Raw genomic sequence first — 21,568 nt, forward strand, 5'->3', positions numbered from 1 at the left:
CAAAACAAATGTGGGAGCGGGCTTGCTCGCGAATGCGGTGTGTCAGTCACTGAATCTGCTGACTGATCCACCGCCTTCGCGAGCAAGCCCGCTCCCACATTTAGTTCACCGTCAGCCCAAGAAATCTGGACAATTCCTCGCGCTTGGCCAACGCATCCTTCCTGCCCAACTCAATCAACTCGCTGCAATACCCCGCCTCGAACAGCAAGTAACTCAGCACCCCGGCCCCGCTGGTTTTGGTCGCGCCCGGCCCGCGCAAAAACAGGCGCAACGCTGCGGGCAACTCCTGGCGATGCCGCGCGGCGATTTCATCAATCGGCTGGCTCGGCGCAATCACCAACACCTCCACCGGGGCCAGGCCCTGGATCGCCGCATCCGCCGGCAACACGTGGCTGAACTGGTTCAGACGCTCGAGCAATTCGATATCACTCTCCAGGCTGTCGATGAACGTGCTGTTGAGCATGTGCCCGCCGATCTGCGCCAGGGTGGGTTCCTGGCCGGTGTAGGTGCGTTGTGTGGAAGGCTCATTGCCGCGCGGATTGCCACTCACGCCCACCACCAGCACCCGACTGGCGCCCAGGTGCAAGGCCGGGCTGATCGGCGCGGATTGGCGCACCGCGCCATCGCCGAAATACTCCTGGCCAAGTTTGACCGGAGCAAACAGCAAGGGGATCGCCGAACTGGCCAGCAAGTGTTCAACCGTCAGTTGGGTGGGCATGCCAATACGCCGATGGCGCAGCCACGCATCGATAGTGCCGCCGCCCTGATAAAACGTCACTGCCTGCCCGGACTCATAGCCGAAAGCCGTGACCGCGACCGCGTGCAGGTGGTTGTTACGGATGGCCGCATCGATGCCGTCCAGGTGCAGCTTGTCTTTGAGCAATGCGCGCAGCGGTGTGCTGTCGAGCAACGCGACCGGCACCTGAGCCCCCAGGCCGAGCAAGCTGTGGATCAAGAAACGACTGGCCTGGCGGATAACTCCAGGCCAGTCGCTGCGCAGCACCCGATGGCTGCGAAAGCCTTGCCAGAACGCCGTGAGGCGCTCGATGGCAGCAGTGAAATCAGTCGCGCCGCTGGCAAGACTCACCGCATTGATCGCCCCCGCTGACGTGCCGACGATCACCGGAAAAGGATTGGGCGCCCCTGGCGGCAGCAATTCGGCAATCGCTGCCAAGACCCCCACCTGATACGCCGCTCGCGCCCCGCCGCCGGAAAGAATCAAGCCTGTGACCGGTTCAGTTGGGCGCATCGCATCACTCCATGTGGGGCAGAAACGTTATCGACGGCGTTTTTCGTACAGCTTGGGCTCACCCGGTGGCCGGCTCTTGAAACGCCGATGGGTCCACAGGTATTGCTCCGGGCATTCGCGAACCGACGCCTCGACCCACTGGTTGATGCGCAGGCAGTCGACCTCATCGGTTTCGCCCGGGAAGTCGGTCAACGGCGGGTGGATCACCAGGCGGTAACCACTGCCATCGGCCAGGCGTTCCTGGGTGAACGGCACCACCAGCGCCTTGCCCAAGCGGGCAAATTTGCTGGTGGCGGTGACGGTGGCGGCCTGAATGCCGAACAGCGGCACAAAGATACTTTGCTTGGCGCCGTAGTCCTGGTCCGGTGCGTACCAGATGGCGCGGCCGGCGCGCAGCAACTTGAGCATGCCGCGCACGTCTTCGCGCTCTACCGCTAGGGAATCGAGGTTATGCCGCTCGCGGCCACGGCGCTGAACGAAGTCGAACAGCGGGTTGCCGTGCTCGCGGTACATGCCATCGATGGTGTGTTTCTGGCCGAGCAGCGCCGCGCCGATTTCCAACGTGGTGAAGTGCAGGGCCATAAGAATGACACCCTTGCCATCGAGCTGCGCCTGCTTGAGGTGCTCCAGCCCTTCGACATGGGCCAGGCGTGCCAGGCGTTGACGCGACCACCACCAGCTCATGGCCATCTCGAAAAACGCGATGCCGGTGGAAGCGAAATTTTCCTTGAGCAGCTTCTTGCGCGCTTTGGCGGATTTTTCCGGGAAGCACAGTTCCAGGTTGCGCGCGGCGATTCGGCGGCGCTCGCCAGCCACGCGGTACATGCCCGCGCCTAATAAACGACCAATGGTCAACAACGCACGGTATGGCAACTGGGTGATCAGCCACAGCAGGCCGAGTCCCAGCCATAGCAGCCAAAAACGCGGGTGAAAAAATACAGCTCGAAAACGCGGGCGATCCATTACAGATTCCGGTAGAGACAGGGCCGCGCATTCTACAACGTTCGACTCGGCTTGCGGCCCGTGGATGTTCTCGTTATAAGTCTCGACACTTTTCGTGACAAGCCGCTTTTGCCGACCATGAGCCAAACCGAACCGCTAGACCAAGATCCCGTGTTCCAGCTGAAAGGCAGCATGCTCGCCATCACCGTGCTGGAACTGGCCCGCAATGACCTCGATGCCCTGGACCGCCAACTGGCCGCCAAGGTCGCCCTGGCGCCGAACTTCTTCAACAATGCCCCGCTGGTGTTGGCCCTGGACAAACTCCCGGCCGGCCAGGGCGCGATTGATTTGCCCGGGCTGATGCGCGTTTGCCGCTCGCATGGTTTGCGCACCCTGGCGATTCGCGCCAGCCGTATTGAAGACATCGCTGCGGCAATCGCTATTGAACTGCCAGTACTGCCACCGTCGGGTGCCCGCGAGCGACCGCTGGACCCGAGCGAAGGTGAAGTGAAGAAAAAACCGGAGAAACCGCCGGAGCCCACCGTCAAGCCTACAAAGATCATCACCTCCCCCGTACGCGGCGGGCAGCAGATTTACGCCCAGGGCGGCGACCTGGTGGTGATCGCTCCCGTCAGTCCGGGTGCGGAACTTCTTGCCGATGGCAACATCCATGTATACGGCCCGATGCGCGGACGTGCCCTCGCCGGCATCAAGGGTGATACCAAGGCCCGTATTTTTTGCCAGCAGTTGACCGCTGAGCTAGTGTCCATCGCAGGCCAGTACAAGGTTTCAGAAGATTTGCGCCGTGATCCGCTGTGGGGGGCCGGGGTACAAGTCAGCCTGTCGGGCGATGTGTTGAACATCATCCGTCTTTAACGGATACTGCCGCATTTTCCAAGCATCTCTAGACTCTGATAGCACAGCGAAACCGGCAAGATTTACGTAGGAATATTCGAAGTTGGCGTTTCCCCTTGGGAAACCACATCTTTTCCTACAAAGGCTGTCCGCCTGCAGCGAGTTCCAAGAGATGTTTTTCAGGGGCTGAAAAGTCCTTTTTCCTTAGGGGTGAAACACCTTGGCCAAGATTCTCGTGGTTACATCCGGCAAGGGTGGTGTGGGTAAGACCACCACCAGCGCCGCTATCGGTACCGGCCTCGCTTTGCGCGGCCACAAGACAGTCATCGTCGACTTCGACGTCGGTTTGCGTAACCTCGACCTGATCATGGGCTGCGAACGCCGCGTGGTGTACGACTTCGTCAACGTGGTGAACGGCGAAGCCAACCTGCAACAGGCCCTGATCAAGGACAAGCGCCTTGAGAACCTGTACGTACTGGCCGCCAGCCAGACCCGCGACAAAGACGCGCTGACCAAAGAAGGCGTAGGCAAAGTTCTCGCCGAGCTGAAAGAAACCTTCGAATACGTGGTGTGTGACTCGCCGGCCGGTATCGAAACCGGTGCTCACCTGGCAATGTACTTCGCCGATGAAGCCATCGTGGTGACCAACCCGGAAGTCTCCTCGGTACGTGACTCGGACCGCATGCTGGGCCTGTTGGCCAGCAAGTCCAAGCGCGCCGAAGAAGGCCAGGACCCGATCAAGGAGCACTTGCTGCTCACCCGCTACAACCCTGAGCGCGTCAGCAACGGCGAAATGCTTGGCGTTGAAGACGTGAAGGAAATCCTCGCAGTGACCCTGCTGGGCGTGATCCCGGAATCCCAGGCCGTCCTGAAGGCTTCCAACCAGGGCGTTCCGGTGATTCTTGACGACCAGAGCGACGCCGGCCAGGCGTACAGCGATGCCGTTGATCGCTTGCTGGGCAAGACCGTGGAACATCGCTTCCTCGATGTTAAGAAGAAGGGATTCTTCGAGCGTATCTTTGGAGGCAACTAAACAATGAAATTTCTCGACTTCTTTCGCGCCAACAAAAAGCCAAGTACCGCGTCGGTAGCGAAAGAGCGTCTACAGATCATCGTGGCGCACGAACGCGGCCAACGCAGTACCCCGGACTACCTGCCAGCCTTGCAGAAGGAACTGGTCGAGGTGATCCGCAAGTACGTCAATATCGGCAACGATGACGTGCATGTCGCCCTGGAAAACGACGGCAGCTGCTCGATTCTGGAACTCAATATCACCCTGCCTGATCGTTAATCGAAAAGGCGGCCGCCACGGCGGCTCGGTCACCTTGATCCCTGTTGGGGAACCGGGTGGGCGAGCCGCCGTTGGTGTTTGTTACGAGGCTGTTTAATGCCGCTGTCCACTATCCATATCCTGCACCAGGACGACGCTGTCCTGGTGGTGAACAAGCCGACCCTGCTGCTCTCGGTGCCCGGCCGCGCCGATGACAACAAGGACTGCCTGATCACCCGCCTGCAGGAAAACGGCTACCCCGAAGCCCGCATAGTCCATCGCCTGGACTGGGAAACCTCAGGGATCATCCTGCTTGCGCGGGACGCCGATAGCCACCGCGAGCTGTCGCGCCAGTTTCACGACCGCGAAACCGAAAAAGCCTACACCGCCCTGGCGTGGGGCCAGCCGGCACTGGACAGCGGCAGCATCGACCTGCCCCTGCGCTACGACCCGCCGACCAAGCCACGCCATGTGGTCGACCACGAGTTCGGCAAACACGCGCTGACCTTCTGGAAGGTATTGGAGCGTTGCGGCGACTGGTGTCGCGTCGAGCTGACACCGATCACCGGGCGTTCGCATCAATTGCGCGTGCACATGCTGTCAATCGGGCATCCACTGTTGGGTGACGGCCTGTACGCCCATGAACAAGCCCTGGCCGCCTGGCCACGCCTGTGCCTGCACGCGAGCATGCTGAGCTTCACCCACCCGCAAAGCGGCGAGCGGCTGCGCTTCGAGTGCCCTGCGCCGTTCTGAGTGGGCAATGAGATCAAAAATGTGGGAGCGGGCTTGCTCGCGAATGCGGTGTGTCAGTCATAGATAGGCTGGCTGATCCACCGCATTCGCGAGCAAGCCCGCTCCCACATTTGTTCTGTGCACTTCTTGCCATCGAACGGTAAACTCCGCGCATTGCTGTCTGGAGCTATTTATGCGCGAAGCGTTGAATCAAGGCCTGATCGACTTCCTCAAGGCCTCCCCTACTCCTTTTCATGCCACTGCCGCCCTCGCCCAGCGCCTGGAAGCGGCCGGTTACCAGCGTCTCGACGAGCGCGAAACCTGGACCACCGAGGCCAACGGTCGTTACTACGTGACCCGTAACGATTCGTCGATCATCGCCTTCAAGCTCGGCCGCCACTCGCCGCTGCAAGGCGGGATTCGCCTGGTCGGCGCCCACACCGACAGCCCGTGCCTGCGCGTCAAGCCCCAGCCGGAGCTGCAACGCCAGGGCTTCTGGCAGTTGGGCGTGGAAGTCTACGGCGGCGCGCTGCTGGCGCCGTGGTTCGACCGCGACCTGTCGCTGGCCGGCCGCGTGACCTTCCGCCGTGACGGCAAAGTCGAAAGCCAACTGATCGACTTCAAGCTGCCCATCGCGATCATCCCCAACCTGGCCATTCACCTGAACCGTGAAGCCAACCAGGGCTGGGCGATCAATGCGCAGACCGAGCTGCCGCCGATCCTCGCGCAATTTGCCGGTGACGAACGCGTGGACTTTCGCGCCGTGCTCACCGAGCAACTGGCGCGTGAACATGGTTTGAACGCCGACGTGGTGCTCGACTACGAGTTGAGCTTCTACGACACCCAAAGCGCCGCGGTGATTGGCCTCAATGGTGACTTCATCGCCGGTGCGCGCCTGGACAACCTGCTGTCGTGCTACGCCGGCCTGCAAGCCTTGCTCACCAGCGAAACCGACGAAACCTGTGTGCTGGTGTGCAACGACCATGAAGAAGTCGGCTCCTGCTCGGCGTGCGGTGCCGATGGCCCGATGCTGGAACAGACATTGCGCCGCCTGTTGCCTGAGGGTGATGAATTCGTACGCACCATTCAGAAATCACTCTTGGTGTCGGCGGACAATGCTCACGGCGTGCACCCCAACTATGCCGAGAAACACGACGCCAACCACGGCCCGAAACTCAACGCGGGCCCGGTGATCAAGGTCAACAGCAACCAGCGCTACGCCACCAACAGCGAAACCGCCGGCTTCTTCCGCCACCTGTGCATGGCCCAGGAAGTGCCGGTGCAGAGCTTCGTGGTGCGCAGCGACATGGGCTGCGGCTCGACCATCGGCCCGATCACCGCCAGCCACCTGGGCGTGCGCACGGTGGACATCGGCCTGCCGACGTTTGCCATGCACTCGATCCGTGAGCTGTGCGGCAGCCACGACCTGGCGCATTTGGTGAAGGTACTCGGTGCGTTTTACGCGAGCCACGATCTGCCCTGATGTCAGGGCGCGACCATCGCAGGCAACCCGCGCCCCACTTGATCTGTAAATACAGTCAAATGTGGGAGCGGGCTTGCCCGCGAAGGCGGTCCATCAGTGGGCAGATTCAGTCACTGACACCGCATATTCGGGGGCAAGCCCCCTCCCACATTCAGTTGTGGGTACACATGACCTGCATCATCTGCACTTTCCATAATCCGACCTAGACTTGTCAGTATTCCCACTCCGACAAGGCCGTCGCCCCATGATCTCCATGTCCTCCTTCCACGCCATGCTCATCCCGATCCTCATCGGCATGATCCTGCTGGCCGTCGGCTTCAACTTTCGCGACAAGCCGGTCGGCGTGTTTGGCATGTGGATTGGCATGCTGCTGATCCTCGGCACCGTGGTTTACAAGATCCTCGCCAAACTGGCGGAATGACAAATGCACTCGCATTGGGCATAACGGCCTCGTACACTCGGTCAATTCGTCGTTTTCAAGGTTGACCGCCTCGTGCTCTCGCGTCTTTTTGCTCTGCCCTGCTACTGCTTGATTGCCCTGCTGATGTTGCTGCCGATAGCGCCTGCCCAAGCCGTGAGCTTGCCCGGCCTGCTCGGCAGCGCCAACAAGACCCAACCCCAGGCCGATGTGCCGCTGGGGCAGTCGCTGGACGAGGTGATCAAGACCCTCGAAAACGACCAGCAGCGCACACAGCTGTTGAGCGACCTGAAGAAACTGCGCGAAGCCACGCAAAAAGCCCAACCCGCTGCCGAACAAGGCGTGCTCGGGTTGATCGGCAGCACGCTGTCCGACCTCGAACAGCAGTTCTCCGGCGCCGACAGCCCGGTGCAACGCTGGTCCAACGAAGTCGAACTGGCCAAGGATGAACTGGGCGCCCTGATGCTGCCCGCCAGTGAATGGCTGCCGATCATCTTCGGTTTTGCCGTGATCCTGGCCGTGTGGAGCCTGCTGGCCGCCGCGCTGATCTGGCTCAGCCACCGTCTACGCGAACGTTTCGGCCTGCCCGAAGAACTGCCGCAACACCCGCGCACCTGGGACATGCTGCGCTTCGCCCTGCGCAAGTTGGGGCCGTGGCTGATCGCGCTGGTGATCACGGTGTACCTGAGTTACGCCCTGCCTTCTTCGCTGGGCAAATCCCTGGCGATGGTGCTGGCTTACGCGTTGGTGGTCGGCACCTGCTTCTCGGCCATCTGCGTGATTGCCTTCTCCGTACTCGACGGCCCGCACCGCCACCGGGCGCTGTATATCCTGCGTCACCAAGCCTTCCGTCCATTGTGGTGGATCGGCAGTTTCGCCGCCTTTGGCGAAGCCCTGAGCGACCCACGGCTGGTAACGGCCCTGGGCCAGCATCTGGCCCACACGGCGGCGACGGTCGCCAATGTGATGGCGGCGCTGTCCACCGGCGTGTTTATCCTGCGTTTTCGCCGGCCGATCGCGCACCTGATCCGCAACCAGCCGCTGTCGCGGCGCCTTACGCGCCGTGCCCTCACCGATACCCTGTCGATCATCGGCACCTTCTGGTACTTGCCGGCATTGTTGCTGGTGGGCATTTCACTGTTCGCCACCTTCCTGTCCGCCGGCGACACCAGCACCGCCTTGCGCCAGTCATTGCTGTGCACGGTGTTGCTGGTGTTGTGCATGGTCATCAACGGCCTGGTGCGCCGCCATGCGCTCAAGCCACAACGCGGGCACAAGCGCCACGCGCTGTACTCCGATCGCCTGAAAAGCTTCGTGTATACCCTGGCTCACTTAGTGGTGTGGCTGGTGTTTATCGAACTCGGCCTGCGCGTATGGGGCCTGTCGATGATTCGCTTTACCGAAGGCGACGGCCATGAAATCAGCGTCAAGCTGTTTGGCCTTGGCGGCACGCTGTTGTTTGCCTGGCTGATCTGGATCCTCAGCGACACCGCCATCCACCACGCCCTGACCCGCTCGCGCAAAGGCCTCGCGAACGCGCGTGCGCAGACGATGATGCCGTTGATCCGCAACGTGCTGTTTGTGACCATTTTCATCATCGCCGCCATCGTGGCGCTGGCGAACATGGGCATGAACGTTACGCCGCTGCTGGCCGGTGCCGGTGTGATCGGTATTGCCATCGGTTTTGGTGCACAGTCGCTGGTGGCGGACTTGATCACCGGCCTGTTCATCATCATCGAAGACTCGCTGGCCATCGACGACTACGTGGACGTCGGCGGCCACCTCGGCACGGTCGAAGGCCTGACCATCCGCACCGTGCGCCTGCGTGACATCGACGGCATTGTGCACACCATTCCGTTCAGCGAGATCAAGAGCATCAAGAACTACTCGCGGGAATTTGGCTACGCGATCTTCCGCGTGGCGATCCCCTACAACATGGAAATCGACGACGCGATCAAGTTGATGCGCGACGTCGGCCAGAAAATGCGCAACGACCCACTGCAACGCCGCAACATCTGGTCGCCGCTGGAGATTCAGGGCGTGGAAAGCTTTGAGTCCGGCAGTGCGATCCTGCGGGCGCGGTTCAAGACCGCGCCGATCAAGCAGTGGGAAGTGTCGCGGGCGTTCAACCTGGCGCTCAAGCGTCAGCTGGATGAAGCCGGACTCGACCTGGCGACGCCGCGCTTGAGTGTGCAGGTGGTCACTGCCGGCACCGTGCAGGAGAAAGAACCACAACAATAAAGAGGGAGAGGTACTTATGCGTTTGAACGGTCTGACACACCCATGGGTTTTCGGAATGCTCTGCGGGCTAGCCAGCAGTGCAGTGATTGCCGCCAGCAGCGGCCAGGAGAGCGCCCGGGAGGAAATCGCCGCGCAGGCAAAAATCCTTGAACCGGCGTTACTGGAAACCCGCCGCGATATCCACGCCCACCCCGAACTGGGCAACACCGAAACGCGCACGGCCGAACTGGTTGCCAGGCAACTGCGCGACCTGGGCCTTGAGGTGAAAACCGGCGTGGCCCGCACCGGCGTCGTCGCCGTTCTCAAAGGTGCACTGCCCGGCCCCACCGTGGCCCTGCGCGCGGACATGGATGCGTTACCGGTCAAGGAAGTCTCGGACTTGCCGTTCGCCTCCACAGCCAAGGGCACCTACCTGGGCAAGGAAGTCGACGTGATGCACGCCTGCGGCCACGACGCCCACACCGCGATCCTGCTGAGCACGGCGAAGATTCTCACCGGCATGCGCGACCGTCTGCCGGGCACGGTGGTGTTTTACTTCCAGCCGGCCGAAGAAGGCCCGAGTGACTTTATCCCCGACGGCAAAAACACCTGGGGCGCGAAGATGATGGTTCAGGAAGGCGTGATGCAAGCGCCCAAGCCCGACGCCGTATTCGGCCTGCATGTGTGGGCCGGCGTGCCTGCCGGGCAAATCGCCTACCGCCCGGGCCCGACCCTGGCCAGCTCCGATGACCTGCGCATCAAGATCCTTGGCAAACAGACCCACGCCGGCCGCCCTTGGGACGGCATCGACCCGATCACCGTCGGCGCGCAGACCATTGTCGGCCTGCAAACCGTGGTCAGCCGTCGCACCGACATCTCGTCATTTCCATCGGTGGTGAGCATTGGCACCATCAACGGCGGCACGCGCTACAACATCATTCCCGAGTCGGTGGACATGAGCGGCACCATTCGCTCCTACGACTACGGCATTCGTCAGAAGCTGCACGCCGACGTGCGCCAGACGGTAGAGAAAATCGCCGAGAGTGGCGGCGCCAAGGCCGAAGTCACGATCATCGAGAAGTACGACCCGACCATCAATAACCCGGCGCTGACCGAGAGCATGCTGCCTAGCCTGCGCTGGGCGGCCAAGGATGATGTGGTGCAGGCCCCATTGGTGGGCGGCGCGGAGGACTTTTCGTTCTATGCCAAGCAAGCGCCGGGGTTGTTTGTGTTTCTGGGGGTGACGCCAAGGGATCAGGACATGAGCAAAGCGGCGCCGAATCATAATCCGGGCTTCTTTGTGGATGAGTCGGCGCTGGTGGTGGGCGTGCGGACGCTGGCTTCGTTGGCGACGGATTATCTGTACACCCATACGCCGCAGTAAGGCTGTATGTGGGAGCGGGCTTGCTCGCGAATGCGGTACGCCAGTCACTGAATGGGCTAGCTGATACACCGCATTCGCGAGCAAGCCCGCTCCCACATTGGATTGCAGCGTGTCAGCCCGCCAGCGTAGCGCCATCCATCTTCTGGCGCAGGCTCAGCGGGCGCATGTCGGTCCAGACTTCCTCGATGTAAGCCAGGCAGTCTTTTTTCATGCCGCTCTTGCCCACGGTGCGCCAGCCTTCCGGCACGGCCTTGTAGTCGGGCCAGATGGAATACTGCTCTTCGTGGTTGACCACTACCTGAAACAGGATGTCGTCGCGGTCAAATACTGAGGTCATTGCTGTTCTCCATCGCTCATAGAACTGGCTGCGCACCACGCGCAGCGCTGATATCTGTAGAAACGTACCAAGCGTGCGAAAAATTAGAGGTTGGCGACCGCTGCCGCCAGGGCGCGGCCGAAGATCTCGGCAACGCGGTCGATTTCGGCAGCGGTGATCACCAGCGGCGGCAGGAAGCGCACCACACTGCCGTGCCGGCCGCCCAGCTCCAGAATCAGGCCACGCTTGAGGCATTCGCGCTGCACCAGCGGCGCCAGTTGGCGATGTACAGGCGGATGGCCCTGGATATCGACGGCGCCGCTCGGGTCGACCAGTTCCACGCCGAGCATCAGCCCACGTCCACGAATATCCCCCAACTGCGGGAAGTCGCGCTGCAGAATGCGCAGGTGCTCGCCAAGGCGTTCGCCCATGACGGCGGCGTGGCCGGCCAGGTCGTGTTGCTTGAGGTAGCGCATCACCGCCGAGCCCGCCGCCATCGCCATCTGGTTGCCACGGAATGTTCCGGCATGTGCGCCCGGCAACCAAGTGTCGAGCCAGTCGCGATACACCACCACCGCCAGCGGCAAGCTGCCGCCGATGGCTTTGGACATCACCACCACATCCGGGATGATGCCGGCGTGCTCGAAGGCAAACATCTTGCCGGTGCGCCCGAAGCCGCTCTGGATCTCATCGACGATCAGCGCCACACCGGCTTGCTCGGTGATGCGGCGCAGGCCGCGCAGCCAGTCGAGATCGGCCGGGATCACGCCACCTTCGCCCTGCACCACTTCGACAATCACTGCCGCCGGCAACAACACGCCGGCTTCCGGGTCATTGAGCAGGTTTTCCAGGTAATGCAGGTTGACCCGCACGCCTTCGGCGCCGCCCAGGCCGAAGGGGCAACGGTAGTCGTAAGGGTAAGGCAGAAATTGCACGCCATTGCCGAGCAAAGCACCCAAGGGCTTTTTCGGCCCCAGGCTGCCCATCAGGCTCAGCGCGCCTTGGCTCATGCCGTGATAACCGCCCTGGAAAGACAACACGGTGCTGCGCCCGGTGGCGGTGCGCACCAGCTTCAGTGCGGCTTCGACGGCATCGGTGCCGGTGGGGCCGCAGAACTGAATTTTCGCTTCACGTGCCAGTGCGGTCGGCAGCAGGCCGAACAGGTCCTGCACGAACTGGTCTTTCACCGGAGTGGTCAGGTCGAGGGTGTGCAGCGGCAGTTCGTCGCTCAGAACCTGCTGAATGGCTTCGATCACCACCGGGTGGTTGTGGCCCAACGCCAGGGTGCCAGCGCCGGCCAGGCAGTCGATGAAACGACGGCCTTCAACGTCTTCCACATAGATGCCCTTGGCACGCTTGAGCGCCAGGGGGATACGCCGAGGATAGCTGCGGGCGTTGGATTCCTGCTGGCGTTGGCGGGCCAGTATCGGGGTTTCTTCAAATTGGTAGAGTGTTTCTGCGCACGCCGGGCTGGCGTGCACCGGGGCGTCTCCGATACGGCTGGTAGCGACTGACATCTCTCGATCCCTCAATACGCGGGTGGGGTGACCAAACTGGCGATCCGCGCGCGCGCGGATTTCATGTTCTGGAGACGCACCAGGCGGTGGGGGATTTAGGCTTGTTGTGGTTTTTTGAGGTGGGGCATATCCGGTTTTTTGGTGATGGCGGGCAGGGGTTTCGCCCTTACGGCGGCCTAGTGGTTAGATCAAAAGCGAAAGCGAGGCGGCCTGATTCTGGAAGCTGGGACTCAATCAAAGGTGGGAGCTGGCTTGCCTGCGATGGCATCAACCCGGTGTACCTGATGGACCGAGGTGCCTGCATCGCAGGCAAGCCAGCTCCCACAGAAAAGCAAAGCAGTGCGGTGCTGGTGGTCTGTACTCGCTCCCACATTTGGATCTCTGTGCATCAGATAGAGGTGTGTTGCTGTGCTTTTGCTTCTACCACTCAGGTCGGCACCAGGCCGCCGTGCTTTTGCTTTTGATCTGACAGGCCCCGTCAACCACGCTGGCCGAACGCAGGCATGCCGAGCCTAAGCGAGGCACCGAGTGGTGGGGCAAAGACCTTTTGGTTACTTTTGGCTGGGCCGGCATTCCGGGCGTTTGCCAAAAGTGACCCGCTGTAAGAGCGGAACCGCCAGTGGCCGTTACCGCAGCAACGGATATGCCCCCCCAAATAAAGCGCTCAAATCCCCCGATACCGATCATTCAACGCATACAAAATCGCACACGTCTCCCCATCCAAAACCCCACCATAATCCCGACTCCGAAAGTGCATCTGAAACGCCCGCGTCCGCAGCTCAAACGCCCGGCGATTCTGGGCCGGCTTATACCCATACCGCTGAAACGCCCGCTCTACCTCAACCTCCGGCGGCAACCCAAGACAAAACCGCCGCTGATACATGCCCCGCGTCGCCTCATCAAACCAGGCCCCAACCCCTGCCTCGAACAAACACCGCCAAGGCAACCGAGGCCCCGGATCGCTCTTGCGCCAATAGGCAACATCCGAATGCCCAAGCACATCGGCAGGCCCAATCTGCGGATAGCGCCCAAGCACATCGCGAACCAACGCAATCAACACATCAATCTGTTCTTCGCCATACGCTGGAAACGTAAACACGCCGCCCTCATCCCGCGCCAAATTAACAATCTCGACACCAATCGACCGGCTATTGAGATCATCCCGCCCACCCCAATGACTGACCCCGGCATGCCACGCACGCTTATCCTCGTCCACCAGCCGAAACACGCGCAATTCGTCATGGCCGGTGGCGCGGTAGCCAGGGTCATCCGGATCGGGCAGCAAGTAGTGAGCGCTGACACCCTCTTGCGTGAGCGTACGCAGGGATGAAGCAAAAGGCGCCGCGGTGTAATGCAAAACCACCTGCCGCACGGGCTCAGCGTTACGTTCATTGAAACCCCTGGCGGGGAAACTGCTATCGACCACCAACATAAGAACCGTCCTTTTCAGTACAGGCCGAGTCATTCAGCCCGCTCAAGCGCAAAAAAATTACCGCCATCCTGAAGGGAAGAATGTCAGGCGGGCGGTAACTATTTGGTGCTTGAAGAAAAGTGCTCAGCGCCGCAACGGCATCCCCAGATCGACCCGCAAGCCATCTGCCTGACTGTCGAATTTCAGCGAGCAGGAGCAGCGCTGCACGATCGCCTGCACAATCGCCAGACCCAGCCCACAGCCCTCGCTGCTGCCATTGCGCCAGAAGCGTTGGGTCAGGTATTGCAGGTCCTCACTGGAAATCTGCTTGCCATGATCACGCACGCGGAACACCACCGTGTCGGCAGTGGTGAACACACTCAGCTCCACCCGGGTATCACCCGGCGTATGGCGCAGCGCGTTATCCAGCAGGTTGCGCAAGGCCGCGACCGCCAGGGCCACCGGCATTTCCACCGGCGTATCGGTGAGGTTGGCCGAAAGGATCAGGTCGATACGCCGGTTGTCGCCGGCGTTGGCATCCTGGATCGCCAGCCGCGCGACCTGTTCGGCGCTCGATTGCAGGCCGTCATCGAACGACAGGCTGCCTTCCACCCGCGCCAACAGCAGCAATTGCTCAAGGGTGCGATGCAGGCGGTCAGCGCCCTCCTCGGCGTGGGCCAGGGACTGGTCGCGCGCGGCGCCGTCGGTCATGCGCGCCACTTGCAGGTGGGTCTTGATCGCCGTCAGCGGGCTGCGCAACTCATGCGCGGCATCACCGGTGAGGCGGCGCTCACGCTCGATGGTCTTGGCGATGCGTTGCAACAGTTGGTTCTGGGTGTCGAGCAGCGGTTTAAGCTCGCTGGGCAGAGGGTGAATCTGCAAGGGTTCGAGCGAATCGGCGCTGCGGCGCATCAACGCGTCACGCATGCGGTTGAGCGGCAGCAGGCTCTGGCCGATGCCCAGCCACAGCAGGCACAGGCAACCCAGCAAGGCCACGCCGACCGGCACCGAAGCCGCCAGCAGAATCGACAGGTTCAGCGCCTCGCGCTCCACCTGGCGGTCGGCCGTGGTGATCAACAAGTCACCCCGGGACAGGGTGAAACTGCGCCAGCCGACGCCGTCGATGACTTGATCGCGAAAGCCACTCTTGCGCGACTCCAGGCCTTCATCCGGGGTCATGTGGCTGCGCGCCAGAATTTCCCCACGCAGGGAGCTGACCTGGCAGGCCATGCCACCCGGCACATTCAGTTGCTCGGTGCGCAGGTGCGTACCGCCGCTCACGCTGGCCAGGCCCGGCATCTGCTCGGTCAGCCCCGCGACCATGCGCGCCGACGCCACCAGACGCTGGTCGAGGGAGAACATCATCTGGTTGCGCAGATCGTTGAGCATCCAGGCCGCCGCCAGCAGCCAGATCAGCACGAAAGCAGCGCCCAGCTTGAATGTCAGGCGCAGGCGCAGGCTCATCACGAGGCGTGTTCTCCATCATCGGCCACGCCACCATCGGCCGTGCCCAGGCGATAACCGAGGCCGCGCACGGTCTCGACGATGCCGTTGCCCAATTTGCGCCGCAGGTGATGGATATGCACGTTGAGGGCGTTGCTTTCCAGTTCGTCGTTGAAACCGTAGACGCTGTCCTTGAGTTGTTCGCTGGACAGCACCCGGCCTTTGTTATGCAACAAGGCCTGCAACAACGCTTGTTCGCGACGGGAAAGATCCACCGGCTCGCCGCCCAGGAAGGTTTCCCGGCTGCTGGGGTCGTAGGCGAGGCGGCCGTGTTCGATCAGGTTGACCCGGCGCCCCGCCACCCGCCGCAGCAGGGTTTGCAGGCGGGCGGCAAGCTCGCGCAGGTCGAAGGGCTTGAGCAGGTAATCGTCGGCACCGGCTTGCAGGCCGTCGACACGGTTGGTCACAGAATCGCGCGCCGTCAGAATCAGCACCGGAATCTCCAGTCCCTGGCTGCGCTGTTGTTGCAGCAGCTTGAGGCCGTCTTCGTCGGGCAAACCGAGGTCGAGCACCATGATGTCGAACGTGGCCGCCTTGAGCATCGCCCGTGCAGCCGCGGCCGTGGCCACGCGTTCGACGGTAAAGCCCTGAGCGCCGAGGCCGGCCACGATGCCGCTGGCGATCAGTTCGTCGTCTTCACAGACCAATACGTGCATGGTGAACCCTTCATGAAAGATGGGGAGAATTAAAGGTGCAGCGGATTAAGCGCCGATTATGCCGTGAAAAGAGGCGCGCTCAGACACGCCCTTCACTTTAGAATAGCCCCCGGTTAATCATCGGTTAATCAACGCCACACATTGTGTCCCTAACTTGCACCAAACTAAGGCTTGACCATGCGGCATCTGTTTACCTTTCTACTGGTAATGTTCGCGGGATTCGCCCAGGCCGCGCCGGGCAACCCTTTTGAAAGCAAACCCGATTTCCTCCCGGTGGGCAAAGCCTTCACCTTTACCTCCGAACGCCTGGAGTCTGGCGAGACCCAGCTGTATTGGCAGATTGCCGACGGTTACTACCTGTACCAGCAACGCATGAAGTTCGACGGCCTGGCCGAAAAGCCGGTATTGCCGCAGGGTGAAGCCCACAGCGACGAGTTCTTCGGTGAGCAGCAAGTGTATCGCCAGGGCCTGGAAGTGAAGATTCCGGCCGGCGCTACCGGCCAGGTCAAACTCGGCTGGCAGGGTTGTGCCGATGCCGGCCTGTGCTACCCGCCGCAGTCGATCACCGTGGACCTGGGCGGCAACCCCGCCGTCGCCGCCACCGCACAAGCCCAGGACCAGAGCCTGGCCAGCGGCCTGCAACAGCGCAGCCTGGGCTGGAGCCTGCTGGTGTTCTTTGGTCTGGGCCTGCTGCTGGCATTTGCCCCGTGTTCGCTGCCGATGCTGCCGATTCTCGCAGGCCTGGTGGTCGGCAGTGGCGCGAGCCCGCGTCGTGGTTTCGCCCTGGCCAGCAGCTACGTGATATGCATGGCGCTGGTATATGCAGCGCTGGGCGTACTGGCCGCGCTGCTCGGCGGCAACCTCGCAGCATGGCTGCAAACGCCGTGGATTCTTGGCAGTTTCGCCGCGCTGTTTGTGATCCTCGCCCTGCCAATGTTTGGTTTCTTTGAACTGCAATTGCCGGCCTTCCTGCGTGATCGCCTGGACAACGTCAGCCGTCAGCAAAGCGGCGGCAGCCTGGTAGGCGCCGGCGTGCTCGGTGCGCTCTCCGGCTTGCTGGTGGGGCCGTGCATGACTGCGCCACTGGCCGGCGCGCTGCTGTATATCGCCCAGAGCGGCAATGCGCTGCACGGTGGCTTGATTCTCTTCGCCATGGGCATCGGCATCGGCATCCCGCTGTTGCTGCTGGTGACGGTGGGCAACCGCTTCCTGCCGAAACCGGGCACCTGGATGAACGTGCTCAAGGGCGTCTTCGGCTTCCTGTTCCTGGGCACCGCAGTGCTGATGATTCGCCCGGTGGTCGGCGAAAGCCTGTGGCTCGGCCTGTGGGGCGTATTGGCCCTGGTGATGGCTTACTGCGGCTGGGGCCTGGCGCGCGAATACGGGCTGGCGGCCAAAGTGTTTGGCGCAGGCTCCCTGGTGCTGGGCCTGTGGGGCGCAGTACTGGTGGTGGGCGCGGCCGGTGGCAGCGACGACCTCTGGCAACCGCTGAAAGTCTACGGTGGCTCGCGGGCTGCCGCCGCACCGAGCGCCCATGACGCGTTCATGACCATCAATGACCCGGCCGTGCTGCAAACCCAGCTCGACAGTGCCAAGGCCCAGGGCCAATGGGTGCTGGTGGATTACTACGCCGACTGGTGCGTGTCGTGCAAGATCATGGAAAAACAGGTATTCGGCAAATCGGAGGTGATGGACGCCCTTAAAGATGTGCGCCTGCTGCGCCTCGACGTCACCGCCGACAACGCTGCCAGCCGTGAGCTGCTGGGTCGCTACAAGGTGCCGGGGCCACCGAGCTTTGTGTGGATCGGCCCCAACGGTGAAGAACGTCGCGCCCAACGCATCACCGGCGAAGTGGATGCCGCCGCCTTCCTGCAACGCTGGACGCAAACCCGAGACGCACGCTGATGCTGACCCTGACCATCGGCACCTTCGCCATCGCCCTGAATCACATCCTGCTGATCAGCGCGTTGATTCTCGCCACCCTGGTGGGCTGGCGGGTGGCCAAACGTGGCGGCGAAAACCCCGAATCGGTGCTGTTCACCCTGTTCCTGTTGGGCATGTTGGCCGCGCGCGTCAGCTTTGTCGTGATGTACTGGAGCGATTACAGCCGCGATCCCCTGCAGATGGTCGACCTGCGCGACGGCGGTTTCCTCGCCTGGCCCGGCGTGATTGCACTGGTACTCGGCGCACTGTTGTACGGCTGGCGCCGCCCTGCCCTGCGCAAACCGTTGAGCGCCGGGGTGGTCACGGGCTTGGTGTTCTGGGGCCTGACCAGTTTATCGCTGAGCCTGTACGACAAAGGCGCGCAACTGCCGGACATCACCTTGCGCAACGCCAATGGCGACGTGGTGCAACTGGCCGACTACAAAGGCGGCCCGCTGGTGATCAACCTCTGGGCCACCTGGTGCCCACCGTGCCGCCGGGAAATGCCGGTACTGGAGCGCGCCCAGCACCAGCGCCCCGACGTGACCTTCCTGTTCGTCAACCAGGCCGAAAGCATGCAAAGCGTCAGCACCTTCCTCGCGACCCAAGGCCTGACCCTCGATAACGTATTGTTTGACGCCAGCGGCCGACTCGGCCAGGCCGTGGGCTCCATGGCCTTGCCGACCACGCTGTTCTACCAAGCCGATGGGCGCCTGATCAACAGCCACCTCGGTGAGCTGTCCCAAGCCAGCCTGGCCCGTGCCATGGAACCCTTCGACACCGCCCCTGAAAGGAAACCGACATGCCAAGCCTCCGCCACCTGCTGACCCTGCTGCCGCTGACGCTCGCGGCCACCCTGGCCCAGGCCGAAGACTGGCCGGCACCGATCAAACAGATCGAAGCCAAAGGCGCCAAGATCCTCGGCAAGTTCGATGCGCCCAGCGGCCTCACCGGCTACGCCGCGCAGTACCAGAACCGTGGCATGGCGCTGTACCTGACCGCCGACGGCAAAAGTGTGATTGCCGGCAACCTGTACGACGCCGAAGGTAAAGACCTGAGCAGCGCGCCCCTGGAAAAACTGGTGTATGCGCCGATGGCCAAGGAGGTCTGGGCCAAGATGGAACACAGCAACTGGATTCAGGACGGCGATAAAAACGCGCCACGTATCGTCTACCTGTTCAGCGACCCCAACTGCCCGTACTGCAACATGTTCTGGGAACAGGCACGGCCGTGGGTAAAAGCCGGCAAGGTGCAGTTGCGCCATATCATGGTGGGCATTATCCGCGAGGACAGCCCAGGCAAGTCGGCTGCGCTGTTCGCCGCCAAAGACCCGCAAAAAGCCCTGGAAGAACACGAAGCCGCCGGCAAAGGCAGCAAATTGCAGGCGCTGGACAAGATCCCGGCGGACATCGAAGCCAAGCTCGATGCCAACATGAAGTTGATGGAAGAGCTGGAATTGTCGGCGACGCCGGCGATTTTCTATCTGGATGACAAGGGCGGGTTGCAGCAACAGCAAGGCGCGCCGTCGCCGGACAAGCTGGCGAAGATTCTGGGACCCAAGTAATCGACGTTTCCCTAAGACTGTTTCGGGCTTGCGCAACAGAAAACGAGCAAAGCAAGTTCATAAAAACCGGATGAAAACTTGAGCCTGACGCAGAAAATCCGATGCCCAAAGAGGGCATCGGATTCTATTTGATAAAGCCAACGATCAGCTCATAAACATAGCTGTTTGAGATCAGGCACGTCTGCCCGATGTCTCTTTGCGCTACTGCCGATTGGCGACGTCGAGATCCGCCTCATCCTCACCGAGGCCAGACAGATGAGTGCCTGTGATCAACGGCCCATAGCGGCGGCTGAATTCCCAGTTGTAGGGCACGTGGTCTTTGCTGATCCCGTTGTCCCAATTCACCGACCATGTCATCAGGCCCTTGATCGACAACCCTTTGGCGTCCAAACGCTTGAATGCATTGGTCACGGCTGCGGGGTTGATCACATAACCGGTGGCGGCTGCGTCGACGTTGGCCGGCAGACCAATGACGAACTTGTCCGCCGGGATTTTGGTAAACCCTCGCGTTCCGCTCACCAGACTTTCGGTCAGGTAAAACAGGAAATCCTCTTTCATCGCGTCGTTGTTCTGGGCAATCCAGGCACCGTTGCCGTTGTTGGCCTCCTGCACCCAGATCCCGTCGCCCCCCTGGTTGTAATACTGCGGGGCAATGAAGTCGTAATAGCCTTCCAGCGCCTGGATGTAACCGACGTATTTGCCGGCGGTGGTCAGGTAAGGAAACTCCGGCGCCATGCTGATAATGAAGTGTTTGCCTTCACCGGCGTAATGGTCCTTGACCAGTTTCAACGCGGCGGGCAGGACAGTCTTGTTGTCGGCGAAATCAATCGCGCTCTGTTCAAGATCGATGTCCAGGCCATCAAAGCCATAGGTTTCCACCAGGCGGATAATCTCGTTGGCCAGTGGCTGTTCGTTGCCTTTATGCAGCTCGATGTGCGCATCGGCGCCGCCAAGGGAAATCAGCACCGCCCTGCCCTGGCTGTTTAGCACGCCCACCTGACGGCGGAACTCGGCGTCGGAAAGGTTGTACGGCTTGAACGTTGGGATACCGTTGCCTTTCATGAAGGCCACGGCCACCACGTTGTAATCCTTCGGCACGTCCGCCAGGTTCATATTGGCGAATTGGCCACGCTGGTAACCGTCGCTCGCGCCGGCAGGCCAGTTGTGCCAGAAGCCCATGAGGATCTTTTTGCCGGCAATGCTCGGCATCAGCGAAGCGACATCGTTCAGCGGCGATTTCAGTGAGGTGAAGTCAATATTTGTCATGTTCTAATCCTTCAGAACGTATGGGTTTAACGGCGCGGGCTTATTTGAAGTCCACGTCGAAGGCTTGATAGAAGGCGTTGCCGGTGTTGGCGACGATCCACATCAATACGATCACATGCTTGCCCTTTTTGTTGGCCGGCAGTTTCACTTCGTGATTGACCTTGGCCTTCAGTTCACCTGCATGGCTGAAGTACGGCACCTGGGTATAGAAGTCTTCGGCGAACGGCTGGGTTTCCAGCTGTGCACGGGTGATGCGCTGTTTCGGATCCCAGCCATCCTTGGTGATCAGCCAGCGATAGCCACGGGTGGTGTGCGGCGCGGTGTATTCCCAGGTGACCTTGAAGGTCTGACCCGGGTCGACATTGAGCAGCGGCCAGGTGAAAGCACGGTTGAGTTTCTTGGCCATTTCCTCGTTGGTGAAGTTGATGCAGTCACGGGCATCGGTCTTGCCGCCGCTGAGGATGAAGCCGTCGGCGGGTGGGGTGACGCTGTCACTGTCGGTTTGATAAGGCGCCGGGAACGGACCGGCAATCAGTGCCGGAAAGTTCTTGCCGCCCTCCATTTCATTGACCTGCCAGGTAGCCAGCAGGCCGAGATCCACGGCGACTGCGCCACGGCTGGAAGGGGACGTGACACGACCATGGCGAAGAGGTGTCTGGGTTTGTGGTTTATTCATGTGTGACTCCATTGATAGTGATTAAGAACTCTCCCTTCCTGAAGGAGAGAACCTCAACCTAACGGAGTTGCCTTTTTTTGCCACAGGCCCGTTTTTCACTCATTTGCTTCCCATCAGGCAACAGCCCTTAAAACACTGTATATAAAAACAGCATTATGGAAACCACCTACGCCACTCGAGGTC

The 21,568-nt window shown here is 61.4% G+C and carries 19 protein-coding genes and 1 pseudogene; 11 read left to right on the plus strand and 9 right to left on the minus strand.

Annotation, left to right across the window (positions count from 1 at the left end; translation table 11 throughout):
- Positions 1-100: 100 nt before the first annotated feature.
- Together L8K08_RS07520 and L8K08_RS07525 are read right to left on the minus strand one after the other, a co-directional pair.
- On the minus strand, positions 101-1,249 hold the full coding sequence (locus L8K08_RS07520) for a patatin-like phospholipase family protein (protein WP_242195542.1): 1,149 nt from the start codon (positions 1,247-1,249) through the stop codon (positions 101-103).
- Between the two features lie 27 nt (positions 1,250-1,276).
- A complete protein-coding gene (locus tag L8K08_RS07525) occupies positions 1,277-2,212 on the minus strand; it encodes a lipid A biosynthesis lauroyl acyltransferase (protein WP_242195546.1) in 936 nt (311 codons plus the stop codon).
- A gap of 117 nt (positions 2,213-2,329) precedes the next feature.
- Here L8K08_RS07525 and minC point away from each other — a divergent pair, with 117 nt between their 5' ends.
- From minC to L8K08_RS07565, 8 genes are all read left to right on the plus strand, one after another.
- Positions 2,330-3,067 (plus strand): septum site-determining protein MinC, encoded by a 738-nt coding sequence (gene minC / locus L8K08_RS07530; protein ID WP_106576509.1) that lies wholly within the window; start codon positions 2,330-2,332, stop codon positions 3,065-3,067.
- Between the two features lie 199 nt (positions 3,068-3,266).
- Complete coding sequence (gene minD, locus L8K08_RS07535) at positions 3,267-4,079, plus strand: septum site-determining protein MinD (protein WP_003175251.1); 813 nt, start codon at positions 3,267-3,269, stop codon at positions 4,077-4,079.
- A 3-nt stretch (positions 4,080-4,082) separates the two neighbouring features.
- On the plus strand, positions 4,083-4,337 hold the full coding sequence (gene minE, locus L8K08_RS07540; RefSeq protein WP_003175252.1) for a cell division topological specificity factor MinE: 255 nt from the start codon (positions 4,083-4,085) through the stop codon (positions 4,335-4,337).
- A 96-nt stretch (positions 4,338-4,433) separates the two neighbouring features.
- On the plus strand, positions 4,434-5,069 hold the full coding sequence (locus L8K08_RS07545) for an RluA family pseudouridine synthase (RefSeq protein WP_106576508.1): 636 nt from the start codon (positions 4,434-4,436) through the stop codon (positions 5,067-5,069).
- Positions 5,070-5,241: 172 nt separating this feature from the next.
- Complete coding sequence (locus L8K08_RS07550; protein WP_145158799.1) at positions 5,242-6,531, plus strand: M18 family aminopeptidase; 1,290 nt, start codon at positions 5,242-5,244, stop codon at positions 6,529-6,531.
- A gap of 244 nt (positions 6,532-6,775) precedes the next feature.
- Positions 6,776-6,952, plus strand: coding sequence for a hypothetical protein (locus L8K08_RS07555; RefSeq protein WP_178119653.1), 177 nt, complete (start codon positions 6,776-6,778; stop codon positions 6,950-6,952).
- A 72-nt stretch (positions 6,953-7,024) separates the two neighbouring features.
- Entirely contained in the window at positions 7,025-9,190 is a 2,166-nt protein-coding gene (locus tag L8K08_RS07560; protein ID WP_145158801.1) for a mechanosensitive ion channel family protein, read from the plus strand.
- 16 nt (positions 9,191-9,206) lie between these two features.
- Positions 9,207-10,553, plus strand: coding sequence for an amidohydrolase (locus L8K08_RS07565; protein WP_242195550.1), 1,347 nt, complete (start codon positions 9,207-9,209; stop codon positions 10,551-10,553).
- Positions 10,554-10,665: 112 nt separating this feature from the next.
- Here L8K08_RS07565 and L8K08_RS07570 read toward each other — a convergent pair whose 3' ends face one another.
- From L8K08_RS07570 to L8K08_RS07590, 5 genes are all read right to left on the minus strand, one after another.
- A complete protein-coding gene (locus L8K08_RS07570; protein WP_242195553.1) occupies positions 10,666-10,890 on the minus strand; it encodes an MbtH family protein in 225 nt (74 codons plus the stop codon).
- 83 nt (positions 10,891-10,973) lie between these two features.
- The gene (locus L8K08_RS07575) at positions 10,974-12,386 is read right to left on the minus strand and encodes an aspartate aminotransferase family protein (RefSeq protein ID WP_242195556.1); all 1,413 of its coding nucleotides are present in this window, start codon (positions 12,384-12,386) and stop codon (positions 10,974-10,976) included.
- A 664-nt stretch (positions 12,387-13,050) separates the two neighbouring features.
- A complete protein-coding gene (locus L8K08_RS07580; RefSeq protein WP_242195558.1) occupies positions 13,051-13,818 on the minus strand; it encodes an N-acetylmuramoyl-L-alanine amidase in 768 nt (255 codons plus the stop codon).
- A gap of 123 nt (positions 13,819-13,941) precedes the next feature.
- Positions 13,942-15,261, minus strand: a complete 1,320-nt coding sequence (locus tag L8K08_RS07585; protein WP_242195561.1) for an ATP-binding protein — start codon at positions 15,259-15,261, stop codon at positions 13,942-13,944.
- Positions 15,261-15,956 carry a response regulator transcription factor gene (locus L8K08_RS07590; RefSeq protein ID WP_106576501.1) on the minus strand — a complete coding sequence of 232 codons (696 nt, stop codon included), beginning with the start codon at positions 15,954-15,956 and terminating at the stop codon, positions 15,261-15,263. Before L8K08_RS07590 ends, L8K08_RS07585 begins: the two co-directional genes overlap by 1 nt.
- 177 nt (positions 15,957-16,133) lie before the next feature.
- On the opposite strand from L8K08_RS07590, the gene dsbD reads away from it, so the two are divergent.
- The 3 genes from dsbD to dsbG are packed head-to-tail and all read left to right on the plus strand — an operon-like array spanning position 16,134 to position 19,443.
- Positions 16,134-17,861 (plus strand): protein-disulfide reductase DsbD, encoded by a 1,728-nt coding sequence (gene dsbD, locus L8K08_RS07595; protein ID WP_242195564.1) that lies wholly within the window; start codon positions 16,134-16,136, stop codon positions 17,859-17,861.
- Positions 17,861-18,706 carry a TlpA disulfide reductase family protein gene (locus L8K08_RS07600; protein WP_106576499.1) on the plus strand — a complete coding sequence of 282 codons (846 nt, stop codon included), beginning with the start codon at positions 17,861-17,863 and terminating at the stop codon, positions 18,704-18,706. The genes dsbD and L8K08_RS07600 overlap by 1 nt, the downstream gene beginning before the upstream one ends.
- Positions 18,682-19,443, plus strand: a complete 762-nt coding sequence (gene dsbG / locus L8K08_RS07605; protein WP_106576498.1) for a thiol:disulfide interchange protein DsbG — start codon at positions 18,682-18,684, stop codon at positions 19,441-19,443. The genes L8K08_RS07600 and dsbG overlap by 25 nt, the downstream gene beginning before the upstream one ends.
- Before the next feature lie 267 nt (positions 19,444-19,710).
- On the opposite strand, the pseudogene L8K08_RS07610 reads toward dsbG, so the two are convergent.
- Together L8K08_RS07610 and L8K08_RS07615 are read right to left on the minus strand one after the other, a co-directional pair.
- A pseudogene (locus tag L8K08_RS07610) lies at positions 19,711-20,709 on the minus strand (chitinase); the annotation flags it as partial.
- Positions 20,710-20,749: 40 nt separating this feature from the next.
- Complete coding sequence (locus L8K08_RS07615; RefSeq protein WP_145158819.1) at positions 20,750-21,385, minus strand: lytic polysaccharide monooxygenase auxiliary activity family 9 protein; 636 nt, start codon at positions 21,383-21,385, stop codon at positions 20,750-20,752.
- Positions 21,386-21,568: the final 183 nt, after the last annotated feature.

This window comes from Pseudomonas sp. TREG-RG-20F-10-E-6-01 (assembly GCF_022662455.1).
Lineage (GTDB): Bacteria > Pseudomonadota > Gammaproteobacteria > Pseudomonadales > Pseudomonadaceae > Aquipseudomonas.